Raw genomic sequence first — 25,658 nt, 5'->3', positions numbered from 1 at the left:
CGTGCCAGATGATCCTGGCGTCGGGTGCGGGGCGGCCCGGGTCCTCGGCGAAAGTGGAGCCCCCACTGGACCGGCTCGATTGGCGGCCCGGCCGCCGCCGGACCGCGTGTCGCCTCGCTCGCGCGTGTGTACCAGGCGATGTAGTCGGGGTCCCGGCGCAGCCATTCCCACATGAGGCCGGCGCGATCTATTCCACGGAGCCGAGTATATCTGCGAGCGTCACGCCACCAGCCGGCGCCCTCGTCTTTCGCCCCGCTGGTCATGCGGGTCTGGGCAACTCGGGCCGCGCATCCCAGCTACTTGCCGGCGACGGCAGCGGGCAAGGCAATGCTTGCGGGGAAATCCACCATCTTGCGCAACATCTTCTTCGTTGGAATTCCGCATGATAGTGTGAAGTTTTCGCAGGAGTCGCCGGAGGACGGCCTGAGAACCCGTCGTCCAGCCCGAAGTCAGGGGAAAGGGCGGCCCGGGGACGGACGGCGGCTTGAGACGCCGCCCGGGGCCGTGTCGCTGCCCGATGGGCATGCACGCGATGGCGATGCAGTTCATCCGCATCGTCGAGGAAGTGAGGAACGTCGATGACCTGGCCGCTGCGATGCAGGCGGTCACCACCGAGCTCGGCTTCCAGTATTTCGCGCTGACGCACCATGTCGACGTGCTCGCCGCCGAGGGCACGGCGATCCGCCTGCACAACTATCCCGCCAGGTGGGCGGACTATTACGACCGCAATGCGCTGGGCGTGTCCGATCCCGTGCACCGGGCGAGCCACGTGACGAGCGTCGGCTTCTGCTGGTCGCGGATGCCCGAGATGATCCCGCTGACCGCCGAGGACCGGCGCGTGCTGGCGATGGGGCGCGAGGAAGGCATCGGCGAAGGCTTCACGGTTCCGGCGAACGTCCCGGGCGAGGCACGCGGCTCCTGCTCGTTCGCGAGCGAGGCCGGGCGTCCGATCGTCGCCGACCTGCTGCCGATGGCCCAGCTTGCCGGCGCCTTCGCCTTCGAGGGCGCGCGGCGCCTGTGGACGGAGCGCGGCCACCTGCCGAAGCCGCCGCCGCCGGCGCTCACCGACCGCCAGCGCGATTGCCTGCTGTGGGCGGCGCGCGGCAAGACCGACTGGGAGATCAGCCGCATCCTTGGCGTCACCGAGGAAACGGTCGCGCGCCATATCAAGCTGGCCTGCGCGCGGTACGGGGTGAGCAAGCGAACATTGCTGGCGATCCGGGCGCTGTTCGACGGAACCCTCACTTTCACCGATATCTTCCGCCGCTGATATTACCCTTTCCGGGAATAGCGGGCGCGGCCGTCCGCGCAGACCCTTGGCGAACCAAGAAGCCAAGGGAGCCCAGATATGCTTCATGTCATGCAGACGGCCGCGCGCCCGGCGTCGGACGGCGTGTTCCGCGCCATGTTCGCCGCCCGCAAGTCCGTGTTCGTCGATCTGCTCAAGTGGGACGTGCCCGTCATCGACGGCACCTACGAGGTCGACCAGTTCGACGACGCCCACGCGACCTACCTGGTCCTTGCCGACCCGGACGGCAGCCATTTCGCCTCGGCGCGCCTGCTGCCGACGACCCGCCCGCACATCCTCGACAGCTTCTATGCGGAGCTGTGCGAGGAAGGGCCGCCGCGTGGAGAAGGCGTCTACGAGATCACCCGGTTCTGCCTGGACCGCGGGCTGAGCGCCCGCGAGCGCAGGGCGGCCCGCAACACGCTGGTGGCGGGGCTGGCCGAGCATGCGCTGCGAGCCGGCATCAGAACCTACACGGCGATCGCCGAAATGCCCTGGTTCCAGCAGATCCTCGCGTTCGGCTGGCGGTGCCGCCCGCTCGGCCTGCCGCGCGTCATCGGCGGCACGATGCTCGTCGCCCTGCGCATCGAGATCGACGCGGAGACCCCGGCGCAGCTCGCCGCCGCCGGGATCGTGCCATCGATCGACATCCATGCCGCCGCACGCGTGGCCGCCTGAAGGGAGTGGCGCGATGATCGAGACCATGACGCCTCCCGTCGTCCAGGACCACTCGGACGAGCTGCGCGAAAAGGGCTATTGCATTATCCGCGGCGCAGTGCCGCGTGAGACGATCGCTGCGCTCGACCAGGACCTCGCAGGGGATTTCGCGCGCACGCCCTTCTGCGAGGGCGCCTTCTACGGTGCCACAACCAAGCGGTTCGGGCGGCTGCTCATTCGCTCGGAGCACGCCGCCGCGCTGGTCCGGCACCCAGGGATTCTCGCCACCGTTGAGAAGCTGCTCTCGCCCTGGTGCGACAGGATCCAGCTCAACGTCACGCAGGCGATCGGCATCCATCCCGGCGCGCCCGCGCAGATGCCGCACCGCGACCAGGACATGTGGCGAGCGCCCGTGGGCGAGGCCGAGTATCTGGTCAATGTGATTTGGCCGCTGACCCACTTCACCGCCGCCAACGGAGCGACAATGGTCTGGCCGAGCAGCCATGGAGCGAACGCGCTCGCCCCCGAACCTCCGAACACCCCGGTCGCGGCCGAGATGGCGCCGGGCGATGCGCTCTTGTTCCTCGGATCGACCCTGCATGGCGCGGGTGCGAACACCACCGACGAGGTGCGGCGCGGCATCGTCATCGGCTATTCGCTCGGCTGGCTGAAGCCCTATGAGAACCAGTGGCTCGCCTACCCGCCCGAGATCGCGCGCAGCTTTCCGCCGGAACTCGCCGCGCTTGTCGGCTACCGCCAGCATCGCCCCAACCTCGGCAACTACGAAGGTCAGTGCCCGTCCGTCCTGCTCGGCGACGGCGCCGATCGACCGCTCGGTGCGATCGACGCGCTCCGTCCCGACCAGCAGGCGATGGTCGACGCCTATCTCGAAGCGCGGCAGGCCGCGTCATGAATTCGGGGGCGACCGCCGAACGCGTGCTCGAGGTGCTGAGGGCGCGGATCATGGGCCGTGAGTTCCGCCCGGGCGATCGACTCGATCCGGCGGTGCTTGCCGCGCCGCTTGCGGCAAGCGTCACGCCGGTCCGCGACGCGCTCCACCTGCTGACCGGCGAGGGCCTCGTCGAGACACGGACCAGCGGCGGTTTCCACGTGCCCGCACTCGATGAGCCGGGGTTGCGCGATCGCTACGATTGGTCGGCCGCGTTGCTCGGTCTTTCGATCCGTAGCTGGCCGCCTGCGGCAAGACCCGCCCCGCAAGCTGCGACCGGCGATGTCGCCGACCGCACCGCGACACTGTTCCTCGCGATCGCACGCTGCTCGCCGAACAGCGAACATGCGCGCGCCGTCGAACGGCTCAACGGGCGGCTCCACGCCGTCCGCCTGGTCGAGCCTCAGGTGCTGGACGGGATCGAGGACGAGTTGGCCGAACTGGCCAACGCAGCCTCGCTGGGTGGGCGTGACCGGCTGCGCCGATTCATTTCAGGCTATCACAGCCGGCGCCGCCGCGCTGCGGCCGCCATCGTCCGTGCGGTCTACCGGACAGACTAGTGCGCGAGCCGGACCGCCTGCCCGCATCCCGCAAGCAAGGCCACCAAACAAAGTCGAAATAGAGTCCGTATAAAGTTCGGATAACCGGGCACGCTTCGTACACTCCCAAGGCTGCAGTGGCGCAGCAATGCGAAGGAGTGTCATCATGGAACGTGAACGCGAACAGCATGACGAGCTGATCGACCTCGGCGCGGCGAGCATCGAGACCAAGGGCCGGCCGGGCTTCCAGACCGAGCTCGGCGTCATCGCCCAGCCGCTCGGCATCGAAGCCGAATGACCCTGCCGGAGCGGACGTGCTGTGTCGCAGCGCGCCCGCTCCCCTTTGCGTCATGGACCATTATCGGATCCGCGATGGAGTCGGCTTCGTGGCCTTCGACGGCCGCACGATCATTCTCGACGTGAAGGCGGACCGTTACTGGCAGCTGGGGGCCGACGCCGGCGAGGCGCTGGAGGCGCTGCGGACCGGCGCAAGCGATTGGGTGGACGCGGGGACCCTGGCGCGACTGCGTGGGTTCGGCTTCGTGGCGGGCCCGGGCGAGCCCGATGAGGCCAGGTCGACGCAGTGCCGACTGCCGACGCCGTCGGGCAGCGCGCTCGAGCGACCCGAGCTGCTGTCGCATGGCGATCGGCGGGCGCTTGGCGAAGTCGCGCTGCTTACATTCGCCGCGCGGATCGTACTCCGGGCGCGGCCGCTCAAGTCAGTGCTCGATCGCATCGCAACACGGCGCGCGCGCACTAGATCACCCGCGAACGGACCGGGGCTCGATGCCTTGGCCCAGCAGTTTGCCCGGTTGCGCCGGCTGCTGCCGTTCCGCCCGCTCTGCCTGCCGGACTCGATCGCCTTCCTGTGGTTCGTCATGCGGCGCGGTCACGCACCCCGCCTGGTTTTCGGGGTGGAGGCCTTTCCGTTCACCGCCCACTGCTGGGCGCAGGATGGGAACATCGTCCTGACGGACGCGCTCGACCACGCCAGCCGTTTCCGGCCCATTCTCGTCATATGAGGCGCGACGCCTATCTGGCGATCATCGCACCGGGCAACGATCCCGGCAGCGCGGTTCGGCTCGCCAGCCGCGCAACTGCCGAGATCGGGTTCTGCCGGCTGTTCGAAAGCGAGAGCCTGATCGTCCTCGCCGTGCCGGAATGCCGCCATCGATCCTGGGGCGAGAGCGGGATAGCGATCGGCGCGATCCTGTCGCCCAAGTCAGGCGCGGACGCATTCGAGACGCCACCGGCCCACGACCTGCATCTGGTCGCGGGGTGCTGGGGCGATTATGTCGCTTTCCTGCATAACGCCGCCAAGGCGGCGACAACGGTCGTCCGCGCACCTTCCGGCGGCGTGCCGGCGTTGCGAACGACGGTCGATGGCGTGACCTTGGTCTCGTCGGATCCCGAATTGCTGCTCGCCGTTGCCCAGCGCTCGGCCGAGATCGACTGGAATTTCCTCGCCCACCATTTGGCGTTCCCGCATCTTCGAGCCGGGGCGACGGGTCTGGCCGGGATCGACGAGCTCTTCGCCGGCGACTCGACCTGCTTTACCGCCGATGGCACGCAGCGTCTCGGCGTCTGGAGCCCCTGGGCCTTCGCCAAGGCGGAGCGCCAGTTGGCCGATCCGGCACAAGCGGGCCGCGCGGTCCGCCAAAGCGTCGAGCTGGCCGTGGCCGGTCTGGTGCGCGGCCACCAATCGGTCCTGCTCGAACTGTCCGGCGGGCTCGACTCGTCGGTGCTGGCCGCCGCGCTCGCAGCCGCGGGCGCACCGGCCGCCGCGATCAACCTGGTCACGCCGGGCACCGAAGGTGACGAGCGGGTCTATGCCCGCGCCACGGCCGAATGCATCGGCCTCCCGCTTGCGGAACAGGCGACTGGGAGCGAGGTCGACCTGACCGCCCACGTGCCGACGCGCACCGCGCGGCCGGGCATTCCCGCCATCCTGCGCCCGGCGGATCAGCTTCTCGCCGCCATTGCGCGCGAGCGCGGTATCGATGCGTTCGTCAGCGGGACAGGCGGGGATTGCGTCTTCTGCTCGCCGGCATCGGCCGCGCCCGCGGCCGATGCGCTGCACGCCTTCGGCCTCGGGCGCCGCTTCCTCAGCGCCGTCCGGGACATCACGGAGATCCATGACACCAATTTGTGGACCGCTGGCTGGATGGCGTGGCGGCAGGCCCATCGCCCGCCGATCCACCGCGTCTGGCCCAACAATGACGCGTTCCTTGCCCGCGAACGGCTGCCCGACGTCCCGGACTTCCATCCCTGGCTCGACGAACCGGCCGACGCGCTTCCCGGGCGCAGGAGCCATATCCGCGCGGTGATCGCCGCTTTCGCCCATCTCGACGGCTATGCTCGGCACGCCGTCGCGCCTTCGCTCTTTCCACTGCTCAGCCAGCCGGTGATGGAGGCCTGCTTCCGCGTGCCGACATGGCTGTGGATTGCGGGCGGCCGCGATCGCGCGGTGGCACGCGAGGCCTTCCGCGACGCTTTGCCGGCAAAAGTGCTCGATCGCCGGTCCAAGGGCGGCATGGATGCCTATTGCATCCGCAACTTCGAGGCCAACCGGGCGCGGCTGGAGCCTTTCCTGCTCGAAGGCCATCTCGCCCGCGCCGGCCTGCTCGATCGCCCCGCGGTGGCGACCTTCCTCCGCCGGCCGGTGGGGCCGCGCGATCAGCGCTTCTACCGCCTGCTGCCGCTCATCGATGCCGAAGCCTGGGTGCGCGGCTGGCTCGAGCCCGAACCGGCAGCCGAACGGCGATAGCCCTCCCAGCGGCGATACTGCTCCGCCTTGGCGGGATCGGGATCGATCTCGCCGCGAAGCCAGAACCGGAACCAGTCGAGATTGCGAGCATTCGCGGCCAACTGGTGGCGCGGCTGCCATTTGACGTGAACCTCGTCGGGAAAAGCCCAAAGCTCGACCGGCGTGCCTGCGCGCTGAAGACGCGCGAGCAGTTCGACGTTGGGACGATACTCGAGTTCGGGCAGCTGCATCAGCAGCGGGGTCCGGATCGTGTCGGCGTTGAAGGCGGGGGACAGATCGCTCCAGCCGCGCCGATCCCGGTCGGGGTCGCCGATGCCCCAGCCCGAGCGCAGCACATCCGGCACCTCGCGACCCTCGACCGCATTGAACCAGTAGTAGGTCGGCGTCAGCAGCACGTTGGCGATCGACATCGCGGCGAGCAGGCGCGAATGCATAGCGATCCAGATGGTGGATTCGCCGCCGAAGCTGACGCCACCCATGCCCACCTTGGCGGGATCGACGATGTCCTCGCGGACGAGCAGGGCGATCGCCGCGGCTACGCCCGATTGAGCGATCCGATAGGCGCCGACCTGATCGCCGATCCCGTCGGGCGCCGGAAACCTGTTGATGCAGAGAGCGGCGATTCCGTTTCGCGCAAATTCGCGCAAGGGGAATTCGTCGCCGAGGCCGCCGCGCAGATAGCCGCTGCACGAATAGTAGGTGACAAACAGCGGAACCCGTGCGTTCGCACCCGCGGGCCGCAGCAGCTGGCCGGTGAAGCGGCGCCCTGCCGAGTCGTGCCATTCGAGCGGGCGGAAGCGGATGCTCGGGTCGGCGAGCGCGGAGTTTGGCTCGACCAGCGTGCGCAAGTTCCCGGTGTCGAGATCGATCGCGACCAGCCGCGGCGGTGCGTCGGCCGCAGCGGCGACGCACACAATCGTGCGCGCGCCGATGGCGCAGCCCTCGGACTCGTCGCGCCCGCCATTGAGTACGCCCTGTCCGGTCGCCAGCGTGGTGACGCTCCCCGATCCGACATCCCAGCGATACAGGCTCGAATTGCCGTTGCCGTCGCGCGTTTCGAAGACGAGGCTGTCGGCACCGCGCTGCCAAGCAACCGACCGGATGCGCTGCCCGGCGCATTGCTCCGGATTGCAATGGACCGCGTCGGCAAGGCCCGTGCCCCGCGCGACGAGCAGGTCGTGGGTCATGCCGGACGAGAGGACATAGGCGATGCCGCGCGCGTCACCCGCCGCGGCGCGTGCGATCATCAGCCGCCCGTCGAGCCGGTCGAAGAACTGGGCAGGCGGCGCGAGCCCGGCGGCCTCGGCGTCGCTCGCGTCGCGCACCCTGCCGGACGCGACGTCCAGCACCCGGGCACGTGGCGGACGATCGGCCAGCAGGCCGCCATGGCCGAACCAGAATCCCTTCAGTCGCTCGGTCGCCCGCCGACCGTCGATGCGCGCGCCACGGTAGAGCGGCCGAGATGGGTCGACGCTGGCGTCGACAAGCACCCCCTCGTCATACTCCTGCCGCTCGGCCCGGGCGATGTCCGCACGGGCGGCGCCCACCCGAAAGAGGATCGATTGGCTGTCGGGGCCCGGAGCAATGTCGATCACATTGCCCGGTTCCTGCGTGACCCGCGCAGCGCTCGATCCGTCTGCCGCCGCCCGCCACACCTGCACCTCGCCGTCGATCACGGCACGATACACGATGAACTGCGAATCCGCCGACCAGAGCGGCGGCTCGGACAGCAAGGTACCGTTGAGCCAGTTGCCCTCGCCGGCATCGGCCAGGCGGCGTGGCGGCGCGCTGCCGTCGACCGGCACGACGAACCAGGCGAGGTCGTAGGCATTGCGCTCGATCGAGGCGGATTCCTCGCGGAACGCCACCATGCGCCCGTCCGGCGAGATCGCGAGGCTCGACAGGTCGGTCAGCTCGATCAGCTCCCGCATCGTCGGCGTGTGCTGGGCGTCCGCGGGACCAGCCAGGGCGATCGCCAGCGGCAGCAACCCGATCCACCGCCTCACCATGACTTGACCAGCTGGAAGGCGACCATCCGTCCGAGCGGGCTGGCATTCTCGGGATCGAAGCCCGCGGCCGAGAAGGCGGTGCGGTTGTTGACGTAGGGCGGCGCGCGGTCGAACAGGTTGGTCACGCTGAGCGAGACGCTGACGCCGCGCAACGGACCGCGCTCGCCGCCGAGGCGGTAGCCGAGTTGAAGATCGACGGTGGTCCAGCTGTTCACGGGTTCGGCCGGCGTGACGCCGTTGTTGAGATAGCCGTCGACATAGTTGAAATACGCGGCGATGCTCGCCCGGCCGTGCGTCGCCAGTGCACGGGCGCGCAGGCGGAGGTCGACCGGATTGCCGATCGTCGAGACGACATCGGCACTTTCGGCGGTGGCGGTGAGCTTCTGCCTGAGGCTGGCGAGCCAGGTACCGCTCACGCCGAGTTCGTAGCTGCGGCCCTCGCGCCCGCCCCGGTAGCCGATGTCGAAATCGAGCCCGCGCTCCGTGGTTCGCGACAGGTTGGCGTTGCGCGCGTCGATCAGCACCATCACGGCGGAGGCCGGGATGCCGTAGGGGTTGACGAAGGTCGGGTCCGCATAGAGCGCGGCAATCGTGGCCGCAGCCGGATTGTCGGTGATCAGCGACTGGAACCGGCCGCGCTGCGCGAGAAACGAGAAAAGCTCGGAAGCGACGTTGCTGATGCGGTCGCGATAGGCGATGTCGAACCAGGTGGCGCTGATTGAGAGGCCGGGCACCTTCGGCGGTCGAAAGTCGAAGCCCGCAGTCCAGGTGCGCGCCTTTTCCGGGCCGATTTCTGGACGGTTGCCGAACAGGGCAAGCACGTTGGTCGCACCGGTCGCCGACGCGGGATCGGGCAGCGGCAGCGGGATGATCTGGTTGAGGCCGGGGCCATGACGGATGTCGCTGAAACTCGGCGCGCGAAACGAGGTGCCGAACGTGCCCCGCAGCGTGAGCGCCGGAAGCGGCTTCCAGCTGAGGCCGAGCCGCGGATTGGCGGTGGTGCCGAAGTCGCTGTAGTGCTCGACCCGACCGGCGACCGACAGGTCGAGCCGGTCGATTCCGGGCACGTTCTGGTCCGGGCCGACCAGCGGCGCGAGCAGCTCGGCATAGCCCGCGACCACCGAGCGACCGAGCGGGAAGCCTGCTGAACCGGCGTCAACCGGTCCGGGCGTGAATTCGTCCTCGACCGACGAATAGCCGTACCATTCGTGACGGTACTCGCCGCCGATCGCCATGCGAACGTCGTCCGCCGGCAGCGCGAACAGCGGACCGTCCAACTTCAGGCTCGTCGACCATTGCCGTGAAAGACCGGTCTGGGCGAAGCCGCCGCGGACCCGCTCGATCGTCGCCCGGCTGGTGACCGAACCGTCGCCGAACAGATTATAGGCGGTCGCCGGATCGGGATCGGCGAGCGCCAAAGCAAGCCGATAGTAGTTGGGCACGTTCCTTGTGACCTGGCGTTCGCGCTGCTCCCCATAGGCGCCGTGGAGCTCGGCGTTCCAGGGGCCGAACGACGCGTTGAGCGAGGCTGCGCCCGCCCAGTTGGTGACATGGGCGTCGAGCGTCGGGGGACCAAGGTCGGGCCGGAAGTCGTAATGGACCGTCACCGGCTCGCCCGTGCCGAGCGGATCGACGTAGAATGGGTTGGCCGAGCTGACGACCACCCCGCCGTAGTTGCTCGGAAAATAGCGAGCGGAGGAGCGCCGGTCGGCGAAGAAGCCCTGCGCCCTGAACGTGAAGGTGGGCCCAAGATCCTGCTCGAGCGCGGCATAGGCCGAGTGCCGCTTCAGCGCCGGCAACAGGTCGGTGTCCCGGCGGCCATCGGCGCGATTGGCGACACCAGGGATGAGGTCGCTTGCCACCAAGCCCGTACCGTTCTGGCCGCCGGGGACGCCGAAGACCTGCCCGTTGGCGGCGATGATCGTCGCGGGGTTGGCATAGTCCTGCCGGTAGTCCGGGCCGCCGAACGCGCGCAGGTCCTCGGTCGCATAAGCGCGATCCGCCGAGCCGAGCCGACCCCGGCGGTAATATTCATAGCCGGCGATGAACCGGCCGCTGGCCCAGTGGAAGCCGGCGAGTTGACTCGCCTGGACCTCCTCCAAGCCATCGGCGAAACCGTAGCGCAACCGGGTCTCCGGGGCGTCGAGGTCGCGGCGCAGGCGGACGTTGACCACGCCCGCGACCGCGTCCGACCCGTAGATCGCCGAGGCGCCGTCCGCGAGCACCTCGATCCGCTCGATCACGCTCGACGGGATCAGCGTCAGGTCGACGAAGCTGCCCGAACCGCCGCCGAGCGGCTGCCGGTTGCCGTCGACCAGCGTTAGCGTAGAGGTCGTGCCGAGCCCGCGCAGGTTGATGCCGGAGCCGAAGCCGAAGTTCGCGCTGCTGTTGTTGCGCACCGAGAAGCCGACCGTGCCCTCGTTCGCACCGCCGGCGAAGTTCTGGGGCAAGGCGACGAGGATCTGCTGGGTCGTCGCATAGCCGCTGCGGTCGATGTCCTGCCGGTCGACCGTCACCACGTTCGAACCGACCGGGGCGGCACCGCGGATGCGGGTTCCGGTGACAACGATCGCTTCTTCGGTCGCAGAGTCGCCCTCGTCGATGCCCTGCGTGGATTGCGTGCGAGCGATTACGAGCCCCTCGCCCGCCCTTCGCGCGGCGAGGCCGGACCCGGCGAGGAGCGCTTCGACGACTTCCTCGAGCGTGTAGCTGCCGCGGACCGGCGGGGCGGTCCTGCCCCGGAGCAGCTCTGCCGGCGCCACGATGTCCCGCCCTGACCGGATCGACACATCGCGCAGGGACTGGGCAAGCGGCTGCGCCGGAAGAGCATAGGCGATCCGCTCTTCCTGGGCGGCCATGGCCGGCACCGCCGGCAGGAGCGCGGCGGTCGAGGCGGACAGGGCAAGTGCAACCTTCTGGACAATCGACATTCGTGTTCCCCCATGCGCACGCCGGATTGGCGTTGCTTGGGGGAGTTCGACGCGACCGGGCGCGGTTACCCTGGGAAATTATTCATCGCTAGCTAGCACGAGCGTTCCGGGCCGGTCCCGGTCGACCCGCAACCGGAACATCGACCCGATCGTCTCGGCAAGCCGCGAGGGTTCGCCTGGCTTGAAGGTGCCGGTGAAGCGGTGCTGCCCGGCGGCGGGATCGGCGATGATGATCTGGGTCGAACTGTAGCGATTGGCCGATGCCACGACCTCCGCGAGCGGGGCATCCTCGAACGACAGCATCCCGGACGGCCAACGGGCTTCAGGCGGCCTGATCATCGTGGGCCTGGCAGGCGCGGCGGAGCCGCCGATCGCAAGCTGCTGTCCAGGCGCCAGCCTCGTCGGTTCCGACCCGGCCGTCGGGGCGTTCCGGCGAACCTCGACCGAGCCCTCCAGCAGGGCAACGACGATCCGGTCCGGGCGGCGGTCGACGTCGAACACGGTTCCGTGGGCAACGACCTCGCTCGGACCCGCCGCGACGATGAACGGCCGCTCGGCGTCGTGGGCGACCGCGAAGCGGGCGCGTCCCTGCTGCAGTTCGAGGCGCCGCTGGTCGCCATCGTAGCGAACCCGCACGACGCTGTCCGTGTCGAGCGTGACCCTTGATCCATCCTCGAGCGTGATCGTCCGGATTTCGCCCACGCGACTGGCGAGCATCGCGCGGGTCGTCGTGTCGCGGTGCACGAAGCCGTTCATGGCGAGGGTGCCCGCAACAAGCAGCACCAGCACCGCCGCGGCCGCCGCTGCTACTACCCTCGTCCTGCGCTGGCGGGTCGCGGCCCGGGACCGCTCTCCGATCGGGGTCTGCGCCGCGAGGCCGGTGTCGTCCCAGCTGTCGAGCAGCGCATCGTAGGTGTTCGCATGCCGCGCATCGGCGGAATACCAGTCCAGGAATTCGCCGCGCTCGTCGTCGGTGGGCCCCGACCGCAGCCGGGCCAGCCAGGCAATCGCCTGCTCGCGCACCAGGTCCGGCGCGCGCGAGCCGTCGCCTCGATGGTCCATCAACGCCTCAGGGCTCGATCAAGAAGATCAATCGCCTTGCTCATGTGCCATTCGACGCCCTTGATGCTCAAGCCGGATCGTTCCGATATCTGCCTGTAGCTCAATCCGTCGAGGCGGTGGGCGAGGAATATCTCGCGGGTCTTCGGCTTCAGCCGCATCAGTGCGTTCTGTAGCCGGTTGAGCTTGTCGCGTGCCTCCAGCGCGGCGACCAAGTCCGTGCCCGCAAGCGGAACCTCGTCGGCGGGAACGTGGCTGGCAAGCGACCTTTGGAGGGCCGACTTCGCGCGATCCCGTAGGAGGTTTGTCGCAATCTGGTTGAGGTAGGCCTCCGGGCATTCGACCGCGCGGTCTCGACAGGCTGGCGAATTGGCAAAGCGGACGAAGCTCTCGTGCAGGAGGTCGTCGGCGTCCTGACGGTCCGTGCGCCGCGAAAAGAAGCGGAGCAGCCGTGGGCCATGGATGCGATAGAGGTCGTCAAGCGCGAACGCTGGCCGTGGGACACGGTCCTCGGGCGGGAGCGGATCGTCCTCGCCCAGGCGCGGGAGGGCGGCTGCCCTCAACATGCCGTCGACCGCAAGCATCTGGGCCGCCGGCTGCACGCGGGCGCCTTCCTCGAACTCGATGCATTGGCGCTAAGGTTCTCGACCATGCCCGCCTGACCCACAGTTGTGAGCGCACGCGGGTCAAAGCCGGGTGTTGAGAACATGCTTGAGACATGCGCCGATGCCTTTGGCCGCAAGCGGCTTGGACATGCGCGTCGGCCACCCGGCCGAAGGGGACGGATCTCGTTCTCTCAAGCGGGGTTCTCACGCCCCGGCGCCACCCTCGTGGCGCCGGGCCAGACTAACCCGAACCAGTTGATACGCAACCCGTCAGGCATTCGCTCGGTGTGCCAACACCCAAAATGGCTTGGCCGCTGTCCGAGTGCGCTCCCGCGGCGGGGATGTGTCGTGCATGTCGTCACAGCATAGGTGGCGCGACTGTACGCGCCCTCGACCCTCTCGGCGACCACGGTCGGGCTGTTCGAGGTCAATGGCAGTGACACCACATCCTTGACTTGCAATTGCCCAGCCGAGCGCGACAGGATTTGTCACCCACAAGCCTTATCTGTCTCTCGCAACAGGGGAAGGATGCGACTTGATGACGTGCGGGGATTCCAGACAAGCACGCCTTGGACGAGCGATTATCCGGGTAGGGATTCCCGATGATTTAACCTGGCAAGTGCACTTGACGCTCCGGCGGTTCTATTGATCATCTGCAGAGGGGGCGATTTTAACAATGTTCGAAGCGGGCGCACGCGTACGGTTGAAGAATGATCCGGCGGTTGTCGGCGTCATTGCCGATCGATTGCCGGAAGTACGCGCGGGGCGGACCTTTTTTCAGGTCGAACTTCCGACCGGCCGCCGCAGCTTGCCTGCCAACCAGCTCGAACCCGTTGCGGCGGCTCCAGATGCTTTGGTCGACTTGCGAGACGGCAAGCTCTCCGCGCCAGCTGATTTGCGACGCGCGCTCACGCATCTGCGCATGACCGGCCGGCTGGCCGACATGATCTACAGCATGGGCGCGACCAACACCGAATTTCACGCCTATCAGTTCAAGCCGGTCCTCAAACTCCTGAATTCGCCTTCGCGCGGACTGCTGATCGCCGACGAGGTAGGCCTCGGAAAAACCATTGAAGCGGGGCTGATCTGGACCGAACTTGTCGCTCGGAATCATGACTGTCGCCGCCTACTGGTGGTCTGTCCCAAGCCGCTCGTTGAGAAATGGCGGGCCGAGCTGCGCAACAAGTTCAACGTGGACGCGCGCATCTGCGGCGCCTCGGAATTGCTCGATACGTTGCGCGACGACCAGGAACGGCGCGAGGGCTTCCAGGTCATCGCCTCGCTGTCTGCCATTCGCCCGCCGCGGGGGTGGGACGATCCCGACGAACCGGCACCGGGCGCGCGGGCGGATCTTGCGCGCTGGCTCAACGACTCCGCGCAGGACCTATTCGATCTCGCGATCTTCGACGAGGCGCATCATCTGCGCAACGTCGAGACAATGAACCACAAGCTGGCCAAGCTGGTGGCCGACGTCAGCGACTATGCGCTGTTCCTTTCCGCGACCCCTATCAATCTGCGTGCCAACGACCTTCGCGCGCTGTTGAAGCTCATCGACCCGGACACCTTCGAGCGCGAATATCTTTTCGACCTGCTCCAGGAGGAGAATATTCCGCTGGTCCGTGCATGGGAGGCGGCACGCGATACGCGTGTGTCGATGCACGACCTCGCGCAGCTCGTCGCCGACCTGCCCGAAGGACGGGTGCTCAAAACCGGCGAGCGGTTGAAACGGCTGCGCGACGAGTTCGAAGCCGGCATCGTCGACACGCCGGCGAATCGCGTCAAGCTCGCCGCGCGGATCGAGGAGATGTCGCTGCTCGGCTCGACGATCAACCGCACGCGGCGACGCGACGTTGCCGAATTCAAGGTCGAGCGGCGACCGCAAACTGTCAAATGGCCGATGACCGAGGCCGAAGAGGCTTTCTACCGGCGCGCGACCCAGCGGATCGAGGCCTATGCCTATGCGAATGATATCAACGAGCGGTTCCTGCTCGCGCAGACCCAACGGCTTCTCGCCTCGAGCCTTCCCACGGCCTATCGCCACTGGGGCGAGCGCAGCGGCTTCCTGACGCTCGACGAGGAGGGTGATTCAGAGGGCGCCCTGCCCGGCCCGTTGATCAGCGCGCTCGGCGAGATCTGCGATGATCCAGCCGTGCTCGCGGCGCTCGAAGCCGATGACACCAAATTGGCCAAGCTGCTCGATTGGCTGCGCGAACTCCGCGCGCGCGATCCCGACCAGAAATTCATCGTCTTTTCGAGCTTCCGTCGGGCCATCAGCTATCTGGCCACACGCTTGCGCGCCGCGGGCCTAGCAGTGATGGAACTGCACGGCGGTGTCAAAGCGGACCGCAACGAGATCGTGTCGCGCTTCGCCGATGCGCAGGCGGGCACTATCCTGCTGACCTCGGAGATCGGCGGCGAAGGTCTCGACCTGCAATTTTGCCGAATTCTGATCAACTGGGACCTGCCCTGGAACCCGATGAAGGTCGAGCAGCGTATCGGCCGGATCGACCGTATCGGCCAGCGTTCGCCATCGATCGACATCATCAACCTCATCGCCGAGAATACGATCGAAGAACAGGTCTATGACCGGCTCTATCTCCGGCTGGGGATCATCGAGGAGACGCTCGGTGACTTCGAGCCGATTTTGGGCGAAATCATTCGCGACATCGAGTTCGTTCTGGTCAACCCCGCGCTGTCGCCCGAGGAGCGAGCCCGCGAATTCGACCGTTCGATCCACGCCGCCGAGCAGCGCAAAATGCAGGCCGAGGAACTGGAGCGCGAAGCGCCAGGGCTCGTGGCGCATGGCGACAGCATCCTGCAGAAGGTCAAGGAAGCCTATGCGCCGCACAAGCGGCTGACCGAAAGCGACCTGCGCGACTATATCGCCGGAATCCTCGTCAGTACTTTCGAGGGTACCCGACTCGAGCCGATCAACGGTCTCGATATCGAAGCGTATGACATCCGCCTCTCGCCGAGGGCTCAAGCCGAGTTCGGGCTTTTCCGAAACCAGAAGGCGCGCCGTTACCCGACGCGCTTTTCGCGGGACGCAGCGAGCGGGGTCAAGGCGGTGTTCGGTAGCAACCCGGACCCGCTGCGCCATCGCAACCTCGAAGCCGTCCCGATGACGCACCCGCTTGCACGCTTTTGCGCACAGTTGCTCGACACGCGGCAAGTGGGCCTCGCTCCACGACCGGTGACCGCCTACCGAATACCCCGGCAGCCGCATTGGCCATTGCCCGCCGGGCGCTATGTTGTCGCGGTCGAACGCTGGTCGATCGACGGGCTTCTGCCGATCGATCGTCTGGCCTTTGCCGGCTGCGCGTTCGCGAGCGGCGCAAGCCTCGACGAGGACTCCGTCGAGCAAATGCTCATGGAGTCGCTGTCGTCTGCGCCGCAACTCCATCGACTCGAACCGGCGGATCTGTCGCGCGTCGCTTCCCTCATGGAAGCGCGCCTGCTTCCCGAATTAAAGAGGCGCCGGACCGATTTTGAAGGAGCCGAGGCGGCCCGGCATTATGACGATGTCGCGACGCAGCGCGCACTTATCACTCAGCATAAGGAGCGTGAGAAGCATCGGGCCCAGATGCAGATTCGGGAATTGCGGGCGTCGGGCAGCGCAAAGAAAATGAACATTACCTACGCCATCGAGGGCAAGCTCAATGCCTTCCTAGCCCGGATGGACCTCAAGCTCGAGCAGATCAACCGCAAGGAGAACGACCTGAGCTTCGACGAGCCGGTGCTGGTCGGGATTGCGGTGATCGATATCGGGGAGCCCCGCGCATGAGCAAGAACGGCAGGGGCTTCAAAAGCCTGGCCGATGCCGCGGGGGCGCTCCAGGAACTGCGCGCATCATTGACGCGATCATCAGCGACGCCGCCGGGATTCGAGCAGCAGCCACAGCGCCCTGCGGGCGCGTTTGCCGATCTCGAGCAGCAAATGCTCGCCAAGCAAATGGCCGGGCAGCGCGATTCTCGCGGGCGTCATGCCGTCGCAGCTTCGCCAGCACCTCAGGGCGATCAGCGCCACTCAAAGCGCTCGCAGCAGCAACGGCCCAATGGCAAAAAGGCGAAGCCGCAAACCGGGCCCAAAGGCGCCAAGAAAATACTGCTGAAGGCACCGGGCCTGAAGGCGGCCTATCAGGCCCTTCTCGAAGAAGAGCGTGCTGCGCAGATCGCTGCCGCAAAACCGCCGGCGATCCCGCACGTGCCGACCGCCTCGCGCGAAATGGTCTTCCGCAAGGTCATCGCGGCGGTGCGCAATACGACACCAGCAATCGAGCCGCGCCCGGCCGCGATCTCGGCGCGCAATCGGGCGGTCCTCGAGCGCGCGATTGCTGAAGGTGCCATCCGGCTTGCCGAAAACCCGCTGCCCGACGTCGACGGCTATATCGTTGGTTTTGATTTCGGCACGAGCTCGGTCAAGCTCGCCGTCAGCCAGCCTTATCACGCCGACAACCCCACCAAGGCGATGCCCGCGCCCGAGGAGTTGCGCTCGTTCGCGCATCCTTACCTCTGGCATACGGCGCTGTGGTTCGATCCCGCGGGCAACCGCTTTTCGCTGTTTCCGATCGCCGGTGCGGTCGCGCTGGAGGGCTTCAAGACCGGCATTATTGGCGCGCACGGCGGCGAGCGGGTCCGTCCCGACATCGACGTGACGCGCGTCGAGGCCGCTGCCGCTTTCCTCGCGCTCCACTTCGCGCATTTTTTCGGCTGGTATCACGGCGCCCGGCCACTGGGCGCGACGGGCGCGAACGAGTTCCTCGCCGTGAATATCGGCATCCCGGTCGCCGCGCATGACGACGCGAAGTCCTACGCGGTTTTCAAGCGGATCGTGGCCGCCGGCTTCGCGCTGGGGCCGTTTGCCACTGACCTCGACAAGGATCTGGTCCGGCAGACCTATGCCCAGTCGGGAGACCAGTTGCCCGAGGGATTTTATCTGATCCCCGAGCTGGCCGCGGCCGTCGCAGGCTACGCCTTCGAGCCCACGTCGCAACCGGGGTCGCACATGCTGGTCGATGTTGGCGCCTCAACGCTCGATATCGTCGCCTTCAACCTCGTCGGCCGCGAGCGCGTTGCGGTGTTTTCCGCGGCGGTCGAGCTTCTCGGTGCTGCCGCGCTGGACACCGCGCTGCACAGCGACGTGAGCGCGCAGGAATTCAAACAAGCGTGCGACTATGAATTCGAGCAGGTCTACGGCCATGCCCGATCCCCCGAGCGCGCGCGCGACGGCTTTCATATCCAATGCCGCCGAAAGCCGGTGCAGCTCCTGGTCACCGGGGGCGGATGCCAGACCGAGCTCCATAACCGGTTCATCGCGGAAATGCCCGTCGAGAGAGTCCTGGGCGCGGCGCCTTTGATCCGGCCGCTCCCGCCGGAGGCGATGACCGACCTGGCGTGCGACCGCGCGCGGCTCCTGCTCGCCTATGGTCTCACCCGCGACTTGCCGGACCTCCCCGAAATCAGGTTGCCTTCGCAGGTTCCGTCGATCACGCCGCCGGCTAGGTCGGAACCCAGCTTCATCGGCCCCGAGATGACGTGATGCGGCACTTGCGCGCGCGCGATCGCCGGTATTGCGACGCGACGGCCGACTTGGTCGCCGCCATCGACCCGACCGAGAGCTCGCCGCCGGGCAAGGGGAGCGAAGGATGTCGGCCAACGCGCTACGGGCGTTGATGGAATTTGGAGAGACGTGAATGTGGGAAGAGTTCGAGGCTCGCCTCGACGAGAATGAACGCGAACGCGCAGCGCCGCTCCGGCGCGCGCTCTTCGAGGTGATTCGCGCGTCGGGCCTTCGTCTGGGCGAAGGCGCCACGAAGAAGATGCTCGCCTTCGAGTTCGCCGACGCAGACCGGCTGCTCTGGGAGATCGACTATCCGGCGCGAAACGTTTTCCTGGCCGTCAAATGGCAAGATCTACTGGCGGCCAATGGCTTCGCCAGCGAAATGCGGCGCTATCAGCACGGCCTCAAGGACGGCGGACGCCACTCCGCGCTGAGCCGCGACTGGGCTTTTGCCGAGTCCGACTGCCTTGTCGTCCGGATCGCCGACGCCGCCGAATTGCAGCGGTTGATCGCCCTTCTGTTGAAGGCCGACGCTCCGCTCCGTCTCGACCCGGCGGCGGTCGCCCGCTGGATCGGCCGACTGCGCCACTTCTTTCCCGACCTCGATCGCTTCGACCGGCCCGATCCGGAATTCGACACGCACGAGCGGACCTACAAGCTGGAGATCGCGCAAGCGCTCAGAGAAGCGATCGGCGAAGCCGGAACCGACGAGGCGCTCGCGGAGGCGGTGCATACCGCGTTGGCCAAGAGCAATTTGCTGCAATGGCGCGTCTATTGGCCGATGTCGCCCAATGGCGATGCGAACCGCGAGCGGCTCTGGCCTGCGTTGCGGGCGCTGGTCACCGCCGCGCTGGACACACCGGCCGGCCATCCCGAAGCGCTCGCCGCTTTCGTTGCCGCCTGGATCGATGCGGTTCCAAAGGGCAAGGCCGACCCCGCGCGCCAGATTGCCGAGTTCCTGTTCGTCCATTTGGCGCCCGATGACGGCATCTACATTCGTCACTCGGTGCGCGAGGATTTCTGGAAGGAAGCACTGGGCGGCCGGTTTCCGGATCACGCGTCGGTGGCCGACACCTATCGCGACGAACTGCGCTTTATGCAGGCGGTACGGCGCGCGTTTGCGGCGAGCGGCCTTGCGCCACGCGACATGATCGATGTGCAGGGCGCGCTGTGGGTCGCGCATGCCTATAGCGAGCAGGACGCCACGTCCTTGGACCGCAAGGCGATCGAAGCCGCGATGGATGCCTATGACAGCTATCGTCAGTCGGGCGAGCATGGGGCGATATTCGACGCGTTCGGCGATCCGCGCGACTATTGGGTCCGCTCCACGCGCGCGCGGCCCGATCGCGTCTATCCGACCAAGCCGATCGTCGGCTTCCTGCGCGGCAAGACCAAGCTGAACGGCGGCTGGGGCCAGAAAGACGACGCCGCGGCGCTCTTGCACAACGCCGGCTATATTGTTGTAAATAGCAAGGACGCGCCGGTCGCACCGCCGGAGCGCTATGACCACTTGATCCGCAATGCCGACCGCATCCGGCTATGCGCTCGCAACTACTACATCGATCCCGCACGCGAGCGAGGGGCAACCGAAGCCTCGATCCGCGCGGGCGACCTGAGCCGCGACATGGGGTTGCACGATGCGTTCCCCGCCATCTGCAGCGCGCTTGGCAGCACCAAATTTCAGCAATGTGCCGACGTTCCGCCGCCGACACACACGACCCCCAATCCGAGCGGTTCCACCGTTTTCACCTATCAGCTCGCCGCGCAGGAAGGGCCCCGATCGATGCCGTCCGAACCCATGGCCGAGGCCTCCGCCACGACCAATCTGATCCTGTATGGCCCGCCGGGAACCGGCAAGACCTACGCCACGGCGTGGGAAGCCGTACGGCTCTGTCTCGGGGCCCAGGCGGCCGAACCCTTGCGCCATGACCGCGACGCCCTGATGGCCGAGTATCGCCGCCTCGCCGGTGACGGGCGGATCGAATTCGTCACCTTCCACCAGTCCTTTTCGTACGAAGATTTCGTCGAGGGCCTGCGGCCGACGACCCGCAGCGAACTGGAAGGCGATCAGGAGCAGGAAGCCACGGCATCGGGTGGTTTCAGCCTCAAACCGCACGCGGGGGTCTTCAAGCTCATCAGCGAACGCGCGCGACTCGATGCCGGCAATGCGCCGACGCAACGGCTCGACCGGTCGAGGTCGATCTACAAGGTCGCGCTGGGACAGCGCGGCAGCCAGGAGGAGCGGATTCGCGAAGGGCTCGACGGCGGGTTGATCCATCTCGGCTGGGGCGGCGACATCGATTGGTCCGACGAGCGCTTCGACGATTTCCAGGAGATCCGGAAGGAGTGGAACGAGAAGAAGGATCCGGAGGCGAGCGGCAAGGACCCCAATATCGAAATGACCTTTGCCTTCCGGTCCGGCCTTCAGCTCGGCGATTATGTCGTCATTTCCGATGGGAGGGACAGCTTCCGCGCCTTCGGCCAGGTGACCGGTGAATACCGATTCGATGCCGATGCCGCTTTTCATCCCCACCGCCGCAGCGTCCAATGGATCTGGCGCGACGACAAGGGAGCGCCGCGTGACGCCTTTTACCCTCGGAACTTTCGGCGCCAGTCGGCCTATCGGCTCGATCCCGACGAAATCAACTGGGATGCCCTGGAAAGCACCGTGATCGGGCCGAACGCCGAACGGCCTGTCGCGGGGGCGCGCCCGCACGTGCTCGTCATCGACGAGATCAACCGGGCCAACATCTCGCGGGTGTTCGGCGAACTGATCACGTTGCTCGAGGTGGACAAGCGCCTGGGCTGCGAGAACGAGGTCAGGGTCCGGCTGCCCTATTCCGGGGCCAGCTTCGGCGTGCCGTCCAACCTGCACATCGTCGCCACCATGAACACCGCCGATCGGTCGATCGCGCTGCTCGACACCGCGTTGCGCCGCCGCTTCACCTTCCGAGAGCTGATGCCGAGCACCGACGCGCTGTGCCAGGCGCTAGCGGCAAGCGATATCGATGCCCGGAATGTCGGCGGTATCGACTTGTGCAAGCTGATGGACACGATCAACGAGCGGATCGAGTATCTGTTCGATCGCGATCACCAGATCGGCCACGCCTATTTTTCCGGATGTCGCAGTCGCGCGGATGTGGAAGACGTCATGCGCCACAAGGTCATTCCGCTTCTCGCCGAGTATTTCTACGAGGACTGGTCGAAGGTCGCGGCGGTGCTTGGTGACGACGGCGCCGGGGAATCGCATTTCCTCGAGGCCAGAAGGCTTCGGGCGCCGGCGGGGTTCGCCGAGGACCAGCTCGGCGCCGACAAGCTGCGCTGGAGCTTGAAGGCGCAGTTCGATTTCTCGGAATTCGCAGCCTGATGCCATCCTATACGGTGCGCGAATGGGACAGGCTCGCTTATGGCGAGGCGGCGGACCAGATTCTGCAGCGGCATGCCGACCGGCTGGCGAGCCTGGCCGGCAGCGGCGTGCTCGACCATGGCCGGCACGCCTTGCGCGCGCGCGGCGTCGTCGGAATCCTCGCGGCGCCCGAATGCAGCCTGGAAATCCTGCCCAAGATCGACCTCGCACCGGGGCAAACACCCGACCAGCAAAATGCAGCGATCCGCAAACGCCTGGTCCACATGCTCGCCGTCGCGCTCGATCTCAGGATCGATCTCGGCGGGGTTACCGAGCTGGCATGGCAACGTGAAACGCTGCTCGAGATCCTGATCCGCATCTTTTGCGACAAGCTGACCGCCGTGCTGCGCAAGGGCATGCCGCGCCGCTATGTCGGACAGGAGGAAGATCTGCCGACCTTGCGCGGCAGGCTCGATGTCACCCGCCAGTTCACCCGCCATGCGGTCAATCCGTCGCGGCTGGCCTGCCATTTCGATTTTCTGTCCGCGGATATCGCGCTCAACCGGATCATCAAGGCGGCGATTTCCCATGTCTCGCGTATCTCCCGGCGCCCCGCCAACCAGCAGCGGCTGCGCGATCTCGCCTTCGTCTATGCGGATATCGCCGAAGTGCCGGTGCCGGCGCTGCGATGGGATGACGTTGTCATCGACCGCACCAGTCGCGCCTGGCGAGAACTGTTCGTCCTCGCCCGGCAATTCCTGCGAGGACGCTATCAAACGACGACGGGCGGGACGGGGCTGGGCACGGCCATGCTCTTCGACATGAACACGCTGTTTGAGGAATATGTCGGGCGGATGGTGGTAAGCGCGCTCGCCGGCAGTGACTTCACCGTGTCGCTGCAAGGCGGACGGCTGTTCTGCCTCGCCGATGTCGACACGGGGCGCGGGCTGTTCCAGACCAAGCCCGACATCCTGATCCGTCGCGCGGGCGCGGTGGTCCATGTCATCGACACCAAGTGGAAACGGATCGCGTCGCGGATCGACGATCCCAAACTGGGCGTCTCGCAAGCCGATGTGTATCAGATGATGGCCTATGCGCAGCTCTACGATGCTCCGCGGCTGACGTTGCTCTGTCCGCACCATGCCGGCGCGGGCGGGGCCGAGGCCGTTCATGCCCGACACCGGATATCCGGCCATACCAATCTGCTCGAAACAGCGACGATCGACGTGGCGAACGGTGTCGGGACGCTGACCCGGCTTCGCCGTCTGCTGATCGAGGAGGCGATCGCATAGAGGGATTGAGGTCGTTCCCCAAGGCTATAGCATTGCGGTCATGGCCTATCGCTACCCCTCCGGCACGCCGCTGCATCACGAAACGCTCAAGGACAAACAGCGCGCGCTGCGCGACGGCTTCCCGCCGTCGCTCAGCCTTCGGGTCCATCGCGCGCTGTCCTGGCTGCGGCGTGCCGAAGCCGAGCAGAGCGACGAGGATGTGCGCTTCATCTTGCTTTGGATCGGGTTCAACGCGGCCTATTCGGGCGATGTCGAAGCGTCGCGTGCGATCGGCGCTCCCGCGGGGGCCGAGGGCGAGCGGGGCTTGTTCCAAGCCTTCTTTGCGACCCTTGTCGGCTATGATGGCAAGCACCGGATTTACGACATGGTCTGGCAGCGCTTCCCGCAGGAAATCCGCATGCTGCTAGCGAACCGCTATGTTTTCCATCCCTTCTGGCAGCACCACAACGGGGTCCAGGGCCACGCCGATTGGGCAGAGCGGCTCGAACGTTCGCGCGCGGCAATCGGTCATGCCTTGCGCGACCATGACACCGCGAAGATTCTCGCGATCCTGTTCGACCGGCTTTATGTGCTTCGCAATCAGCTGGTGCACGGCGGCTCGACCTGGAACAGCGAGGTCAATCGTGCCCAAGTGCGCGATGGCGCGGCATTGCTCGGCTGCCTACTGCCGATCTTCATCGATCTGATGATGGACAATCCCGGCCACGAATGGCCGAAACCAACCTATCCGGTGGTGGAGTAGGAGGTGGCGGACAGCTGGTCCGGAGCCGAAATCGATCGCGTAGTCGCCGATTATTTCGCGATGCTGACCGACGAACTGGCCGGCCGCCCGTTCAACAAGGCAGCGCGCAATCGCGCCCTCCAGGAGGCGATCGGCCGCAGCAAAGGCTCGATCGAGTTCAAGCACCAAAACATCAGCGCGGTCATGCTCGGCCTCGGCCAGCCGTGGATCGACGGCTACAAGCCGGCGGCCAATTTCCAGCATGCGCTGGTGGACGGGGTGCTGCGCTGGCTGGAAGCACGCCCCGACTGGCTCGCCCCGGATACGGGCGCGCGAGCCGGGCCGGGGACGACGCAGGCGCCGTCGACGCTGCGCATCGGTCCGCCGCCCGCGTTGCGCAACGCGCCTCCCCCCGTCGATCCAGCGTTCATGGCGGCGATGGGGCGAAAATTCGACGTCGCCGAGCGCGACGCCCGAAACCGTGCGCTCGGCAAGGCGGGCGAAGAATGCGTGCTCCACCACGAACGCCAGCAATTATGCGCGGCGGGCCGCGACGATCTCGCGGACAAGGTCCGGTGGACCGCCGTACAGGATGGCGACGGCTTCGGCTTCGATATCCTAAGCTTTGAAGCCGAGGGCCGCGAGAAGTTGATCGAGGTCAAGACCACCAATGGGTGGGAACGCACGCCCTTTTACATATCGCGCAACGAGCTTGCGGTTGCGGAGGCGCGGCCGGCGGAATGGTGCCTCATGCGCCTCTGGAACTTTGCCCGCGCGCCCAGCGCGTTCACGCTGCACCCGCCGCTCAGCGAACACGCGCAACTGACCGCGAGCAGCTTTATCGCGGAACTGCACTGACGGCGCTGCGCCTGGCGCGCTTGCCTTGCGATCGTCCCTTTGGGCGCGGCGAGATGCAGGCCGCGCCTCAGGGCAAGGCCGGAAAGTCGGATCGGCTATAGCCAGCGACCAGCGCGCGCAGCCCTGCCGGCTCGATCACTTCGACCTTGTCGCCCCATTGATACAGGTGCCAGGCCATCTCCAGCCAGCCAGCCGCCTTGAACCGGACGATCAGGCTGCCGTCCTCCTGATGCTCGATCGTCTGATGGGGATGGAACTGGAATTCGCCGGCGCGGGTGGCGGCTTCGGGGAGGAAACGCCACACGACCTCGCCATATTGCGCGGGGTCCTGGAAAGCGCCGAAGGCCTGTGCTGCATGGTCGCTCAACGAAAAGCCGGGCTGGATCGCGAAGCTCTCGTCCAGGCATTCGGCGCGATGGATGCGGTCCAGCCGAAAATGGCGCAGATTGACGCCCCGCTCGGGCTGGCGGGCAACGAGATAGCTGCGCAGGCCGAGCAGCAGACCATGGGGTTCCACCACGCGCGCCTCGCCGGGCGTGTCGCCGTAGAATATCCGCATCCGGAACGGCCCGCGCAGCGCCTCGATCAGAACATCGGTCACCTCGGGGTTCATCGCGACCTTGGGGCCGGGTCTGGCGACCTGGCCGAGCGCCGACAGGACCGCCTCCGCATCGGCTTCCGACCGGAGCGCGTCGCGCGGTGACAGACGCGTGATCAGCCCGTCCCTGATATCTTCGAGCGCGCGAGCATGGCGTAATCGGTTTTCCTCGCGCGCGGCGCGCGCGGCGATCTCGAGCGCCTCGATCGTCGTTTCCTGGCGCGGCTGGAGATGTCCCGGGGCCGGGCTGTCGATCCGCCAACGCCGGCGGCGGTCCCCGTCGTCCACGACGATCACGTTAGCGAAATTATCTTCCATCGCGCTCGTCATGCGCTGCGCGGTTCGGTGGGAGACGCCGAATTCCTGCGAGATTTCCTCAAGGCTAATCCCCAGCCGCCGCGATGCTGCCAGTTGCGCGAGGCGCAGAAGATCATTGGCCTTGGCGAAAGTCATGCTGCATCCATGCCAAAGATTGACACCC

18 protein-coding genes and 1 pseudogene are annotated in these 25,658 nt (G+C 66.8%); 13 read left to right on the top strand and 6 right to left on the bottom strand.

The window, feature by feature from the left end; genetic code table 11:
- Positions 1 to 59: 59 nt before the first annotated feature.
- Positions 60 to 263: pseudogene (locus AX681_RS23755) on the bottom strand (transcriptional regulator domain-containing protein); the annotation flags it as partial.
- Between the two features lie 269 nt (positions 264 to 532).
- Between AX681_RS23755 and AX681_RS20460 the strand changes: the two are divergent.
- From AX681_RS20460 to AX681_RS20435, 7 genes are all read left to right on the top strand, one after another.
- A complete protein-coding gene (locus tag AX681_RS20460) occupies positions 533 to 1,270 on the top strand; it encodes a LuxR family transcriptional regulator (RefSeq protein ID WP_082737915.1) in 738 nt (245 codons plus the stop codon).
- Between the two features lie 78 nt (positions 1,271 to 1,348).
- Positions 1,349 to 1,966, top strand: coding sequence for an acyl-homoserine-lactone synthase (locus tag AX681_RS20455; RefSeq protein WP_082749640.1), 618 nt, complete (start codon positions 1,349 to 1,351; stop codon positions 1,964 to 1,966).
- 13 nt (positions 1,967 to 1,979) lie between these two features.
- Complete coding sequence (locus AX681_RS20450; protein WP_066682697.1) at positions 1,980 to 2,858, top strand: phytanoyl-CoA dioxygenase family protein; 879 nt, start codon at positions 1,980 to 1,982, stop codon at positions 2,856 to 2,858.
- Positions 2,855 to 3,454, top strand: a complete 600-nt coding sequence (locus AX681_RS20445) for a GntR family transcriptional regulator (protein WP_066660720.1) — start codon at positions 2,855 to 2,857, stop codon at positions 3,452 to 3,454. The genes AX681_RS20450 and AX681_RS20445 overlap by 4 nt, the downstream gene beginning before the upstream one ends.
- Before the next feature lie 145 nt (positions 3,455 to 3,599).
- On the top strand, positions 3,600 to 3,731 hold the full coding sequence (locus AX681_RS22200; RefSeq protein ID WP_156442768.1) for a benenodin family lasso peptide: 132 nt from the start codon (positions 3,600 to 3,602) through the stop codon (positions 3,729 to 3,731).
- 88 nt (positions 3,732 to 3,819) lie between these two features.
- A complete protein-coding gene (locus AX681_RS20440; RefSeq protein WP_197421941.1) occupies positions 3,820 to 4,455 on the top strand; it encodes a lasso peptide biosynthesis B2 protein in 636 nt (211 codons plus the stop codon).
- Positions 4,452 to 6,200, top strand: a complete 1,749-nt coding sequence (locus AX681_RS20435) for an asparagine synthase-related protein (RefSeq protein WP_066660716.1) — start codon at positions 4,452 to 4,454, stop codon at positions 6,198 to 6,200. The genes AX681_RS20440 and AX681_RS20435 overlap by 4 nt, the downstream gene beginning before the upstream one ends.
- Here AX681_RS20435 and AX681_RS20430 read toward each other — a convergent pair.
- The 4 genes from AX681_RS20430 to AX681_RS20415 form a co-directional block, all read right to left on the bottom strand.
- Complete coding sequence (locus tag AX681_RS20430) at positions 6,119 to 8,209, bottom strand: Atxe2 family lasso peptide isopeptidase (protein ID WP_066660713.1); 2,091 nt, start codon at positions 8,207 to 8,209, stop codon at positions 6,119 to 6,121. The genes AX681_RS20435 and AX681_RS20430 overlap by 82 nt on opposite strands.
- A complete protein-coding gene (locus AX681_RS20425; RefSeq protein ID WP_066660709.1) occupies positions 8,203 to 11,139 on the bottom strand; it encodes a TonB-dependent receptor in 2,937 nt (978 codons plus the stop codon). Before AX681_RS20425 ends, AX681_RS20430 begins: the two co-directional genes overlap by 7 nt.
- A gap of 78 nt (positions 11,140 to 11,217) precedes the next feature.
- Positions 11,218 to 12,201: a FecR family protein gene (locus AX681_RS20420; protein ID WP_066660706.1), complete on the bottom strand. Its 984-nt coding sequence runs from the start codon at positions 12,199 to 12,201 to the stop codon at positions 11,218 to 11,220.
- Complete coding sequence (locus AX681_RS20415; protein ID WP_066660731.1) at positions 12,201 to 12,782, bottom strand: RNA polymerase sigma factor; 582 nt, start codon at positions 12,780 to 12,782, stop codon at positions 12,201 to 12,203. Before AX681_RS20415 ends, AX681_RS20420 begins: the two co-directional genes overlap by 1 nt.
- Positions 12,783 to 13,479: 697 nt before the next feature.
- Between AX681_RS20415 and AX681_RS20410 the strand changes: the two genes are divergently transcribed.
- The 6 genes from AX681_RS20410 (at position 13,480) to AX681_RS20385 (ending at position 24,579) form a co-directional block, all read left to right on the top strand.
- Positions 13,480 to 16,587: an SNF2-related protein gene (locus AX681_RS20410; RefSeq protein WP_066660703.1), complete on the top strand. Its 3,108-nt coding sequence runs from the start codon at positions 13,480 to 13,482 to the stop codon at positions 16,585 to 16,587.
- Entirely contained in the window at positions 16,584 to 18,341 is a 1,758-nt protein-coding gene (locus tag AX681_RS20405; protein WP_231733754.1) for a hypothetical protein, read from the top strand. The genes AX681_RS20410 and AX681_RS20405 overlap by 4 nt, the downstream gene beginning before the upstream one ends.
- Positions 18,342 to 18,495: 154 nt before the next feature.
- The gene (locus AX681_RS20400) at positions 18,496 to 21,729 is read left to right on the top strand and encodes an AAA family ATPase (protein ID WP_066660700.1); all 3,234 of its coding nucleotides are present in this window, start codon (positions 18,496 to 18,498) and stop codon (positions 21,727 to 21,729) included.
- On the top strand, positions 21,729 to 23,000 hold the full coding sequence (locus tag AX681_RS20395; RefSeq protein ID WP_066660697.1) for an McrC family protein: 1,272 nt from the start codon (positions 21,729 to 21,731) through the stop codon (positions 22,998 to 23,000). The genes AX681_RS20400 and AX681_RS20395 overlap by 1 nt, the downstream gene beginning before the upstream one ends.
- A 40-nt stretch (positions 23,001 to 23,040) precedes the next feature.
- Entirely contained in the window at positions 23,041 to 23,742 is a 702-nt protein-coding gene (locus tag AX681_RS20390; RefSeq protein ID WP_066660694.1) for a HEPN domain-containing protein, read from the top strand.
- Positions 23,743 to 23,802: 60 nt separating this feature from the next.
- Positions 23,803 to 24,579, top strand: a complete 777-nt coding sequence (locus tag AX681_RS20385; RefSeq protein ID WP_066660724.1) for a DUF3883 domain-containing protein — start codon at positions 23,803 to 23,805, stop codon at positions 24,577 to 24,579.
- Positions 24,580 to 24,646: 67 nt separating this feature from the next.
- On the opposite strand, the gene AX681_RS20380 is transcribed toward AX681_RS20385, so the two are convergent.
- Positions 24,647 to 25,630 (bottom strand): helix-turn-helix transcriptional regulator, encoded by a 984-nt coding sequence (locus AX681_RS20380; RefSeq protein WP_066660690.1) that lies wholly within the window; start codon positions 25,628 to 25,630, stop codon positions 24,647 to 24,649.
- Positions 25,631 to 25,658 lie beyond the last annotated feature (28 nt).

This window comes from Sphingomonas sp. CCH9-E2 (assembly GCF_001557215.1).
Taxonomy (GTDB): Bacteria; Pseudomonadota; Alphaproteobacteria; order Sphingomonadales; family Sphingomonadaceae; genus Sphingomonas.
Note: the sequence above shows the minus strand (reverse complement) of the source record. Positions and strands in the feature narration are given on the sequence as shown.

Bases quoted from the DNA above. Each gene is read 5' to 3' on its own strand.
- AX681_RS20395 (WP_066660697.1), top strand. From the start codon at position 21,729: ATGCCATCCTATACGGTGCGCGAATGGGACAGGCTCGCTTATGGCGAG.
- AX681_RS20450 (WP_066682697.1), top strand. From the start codon at position 1,980: ATGATCGAGACCATGACGCCTCCCGTCGTCCAGGACCACTCGGACGAG.
- AX681_RS20415 (WP_066660731.1), bottom strand. From the start codon at position 12,782: ATGCTTGCGGTCGACGGCATGTTGAGGGCAGCCGCCCTCCCGCGCCTG.
- AX681_RS20405 (WP_231733754.1), top strand. From the start codon at position 16,584: ATGAGCAAGAACGGCAGGGGCTTCAAAAGCCTGGCCGATGCCGCGGGG.
- AX681_RS20420 (WP_066660706.1), bottom strand. From the start codon at position 12,201: ATGGACCATCGAGGCGACGGCTCGCGCGCGCCGGACCTGGTGCGCGAG.
- AX681_RS20460 (WP_082737915.1), top strand. From the start codon at position 533: ATGGCGATGCAGTTCATCCGCATCGTCGAGGAAGTGAGGAACGTCGAT.
- AX681_RS20435 (WP_066660716.1), top strand. From the start codon at position 4,452: ATGAGGCGCGACGCCTATCTGGCGATCATCGCACCGGGCAACGATCCC.
- AX681_RS20445 (WP_066660720.1), top strand. From the start codon at position 2,855: ATGAATTCGGGGGCGACCGCCGAACGCGTGCTCGAGGTGCTGAGGGCG.
- AX681_RS20410 (WP_066660703.1), top strand. From the start codon at position 13,480: ATGTTCGAAGCGGGCGCACGCGTACGGTTGAAGAATGATCCGGCGGTT.
- AX681_RS20425 (WP_066660709.1), bottom strand. From the start codon at position 11,139: ATGTCGATTGTCCAGAAGGTTGCACTTGCCCTGTCCGCCTCGACCGCC.
- AX681_RS20455 (WP_082749640.1), top strand. From the start codon at position 1,349: ATGCTTCATGTCATGCAGACGGCCGCGCGCCCGGCGTCGGACGGCGTG.
- AX681_RS20400 (WP_066660700.1), top strand. From the start codon at position 18,496: ATGTGGGAAGAGTTCGAGGCTCGCCTCGACGAGAATGAACGCGAACGC.
- AX681_RS22200 (WP_156442768.1), top strand. From the start codon at position 3,600: ATGGAACGTGAACGCGAACAGCATGACGAGCTGATCGACCTCGGCGCG.
- AX681_RS20430 (WP_066660713.1), bottom strand. From the start codon at position 8,209: ATGGTGAGGCGGTGGATCGGGTTGCTGCCGCTGGCGATCGCCCTGGCT.
- AX681_RS20380 (WP_066660690.1), bottom strand. From the start codon at position 25,630: ATGACTTTCGCCAAGGCCAATGATCTTCTGCGCCTCGCGCAACTGGCA.
- AX681_RS20390 (WP_066660694.1), top strand. From the start codon at position 23,041: ATGGCCTATCGCTACCCCTCCGGCACGCCGCTGCATCACGAAACGCTC.
- AX681_RS20385 (WP_066660724.1), top strand. From the start codon at position 23,803: ATGCTGACCGACGAACTGGCCGGCCGCCCGTTCAACAAGGCAGCGCGC.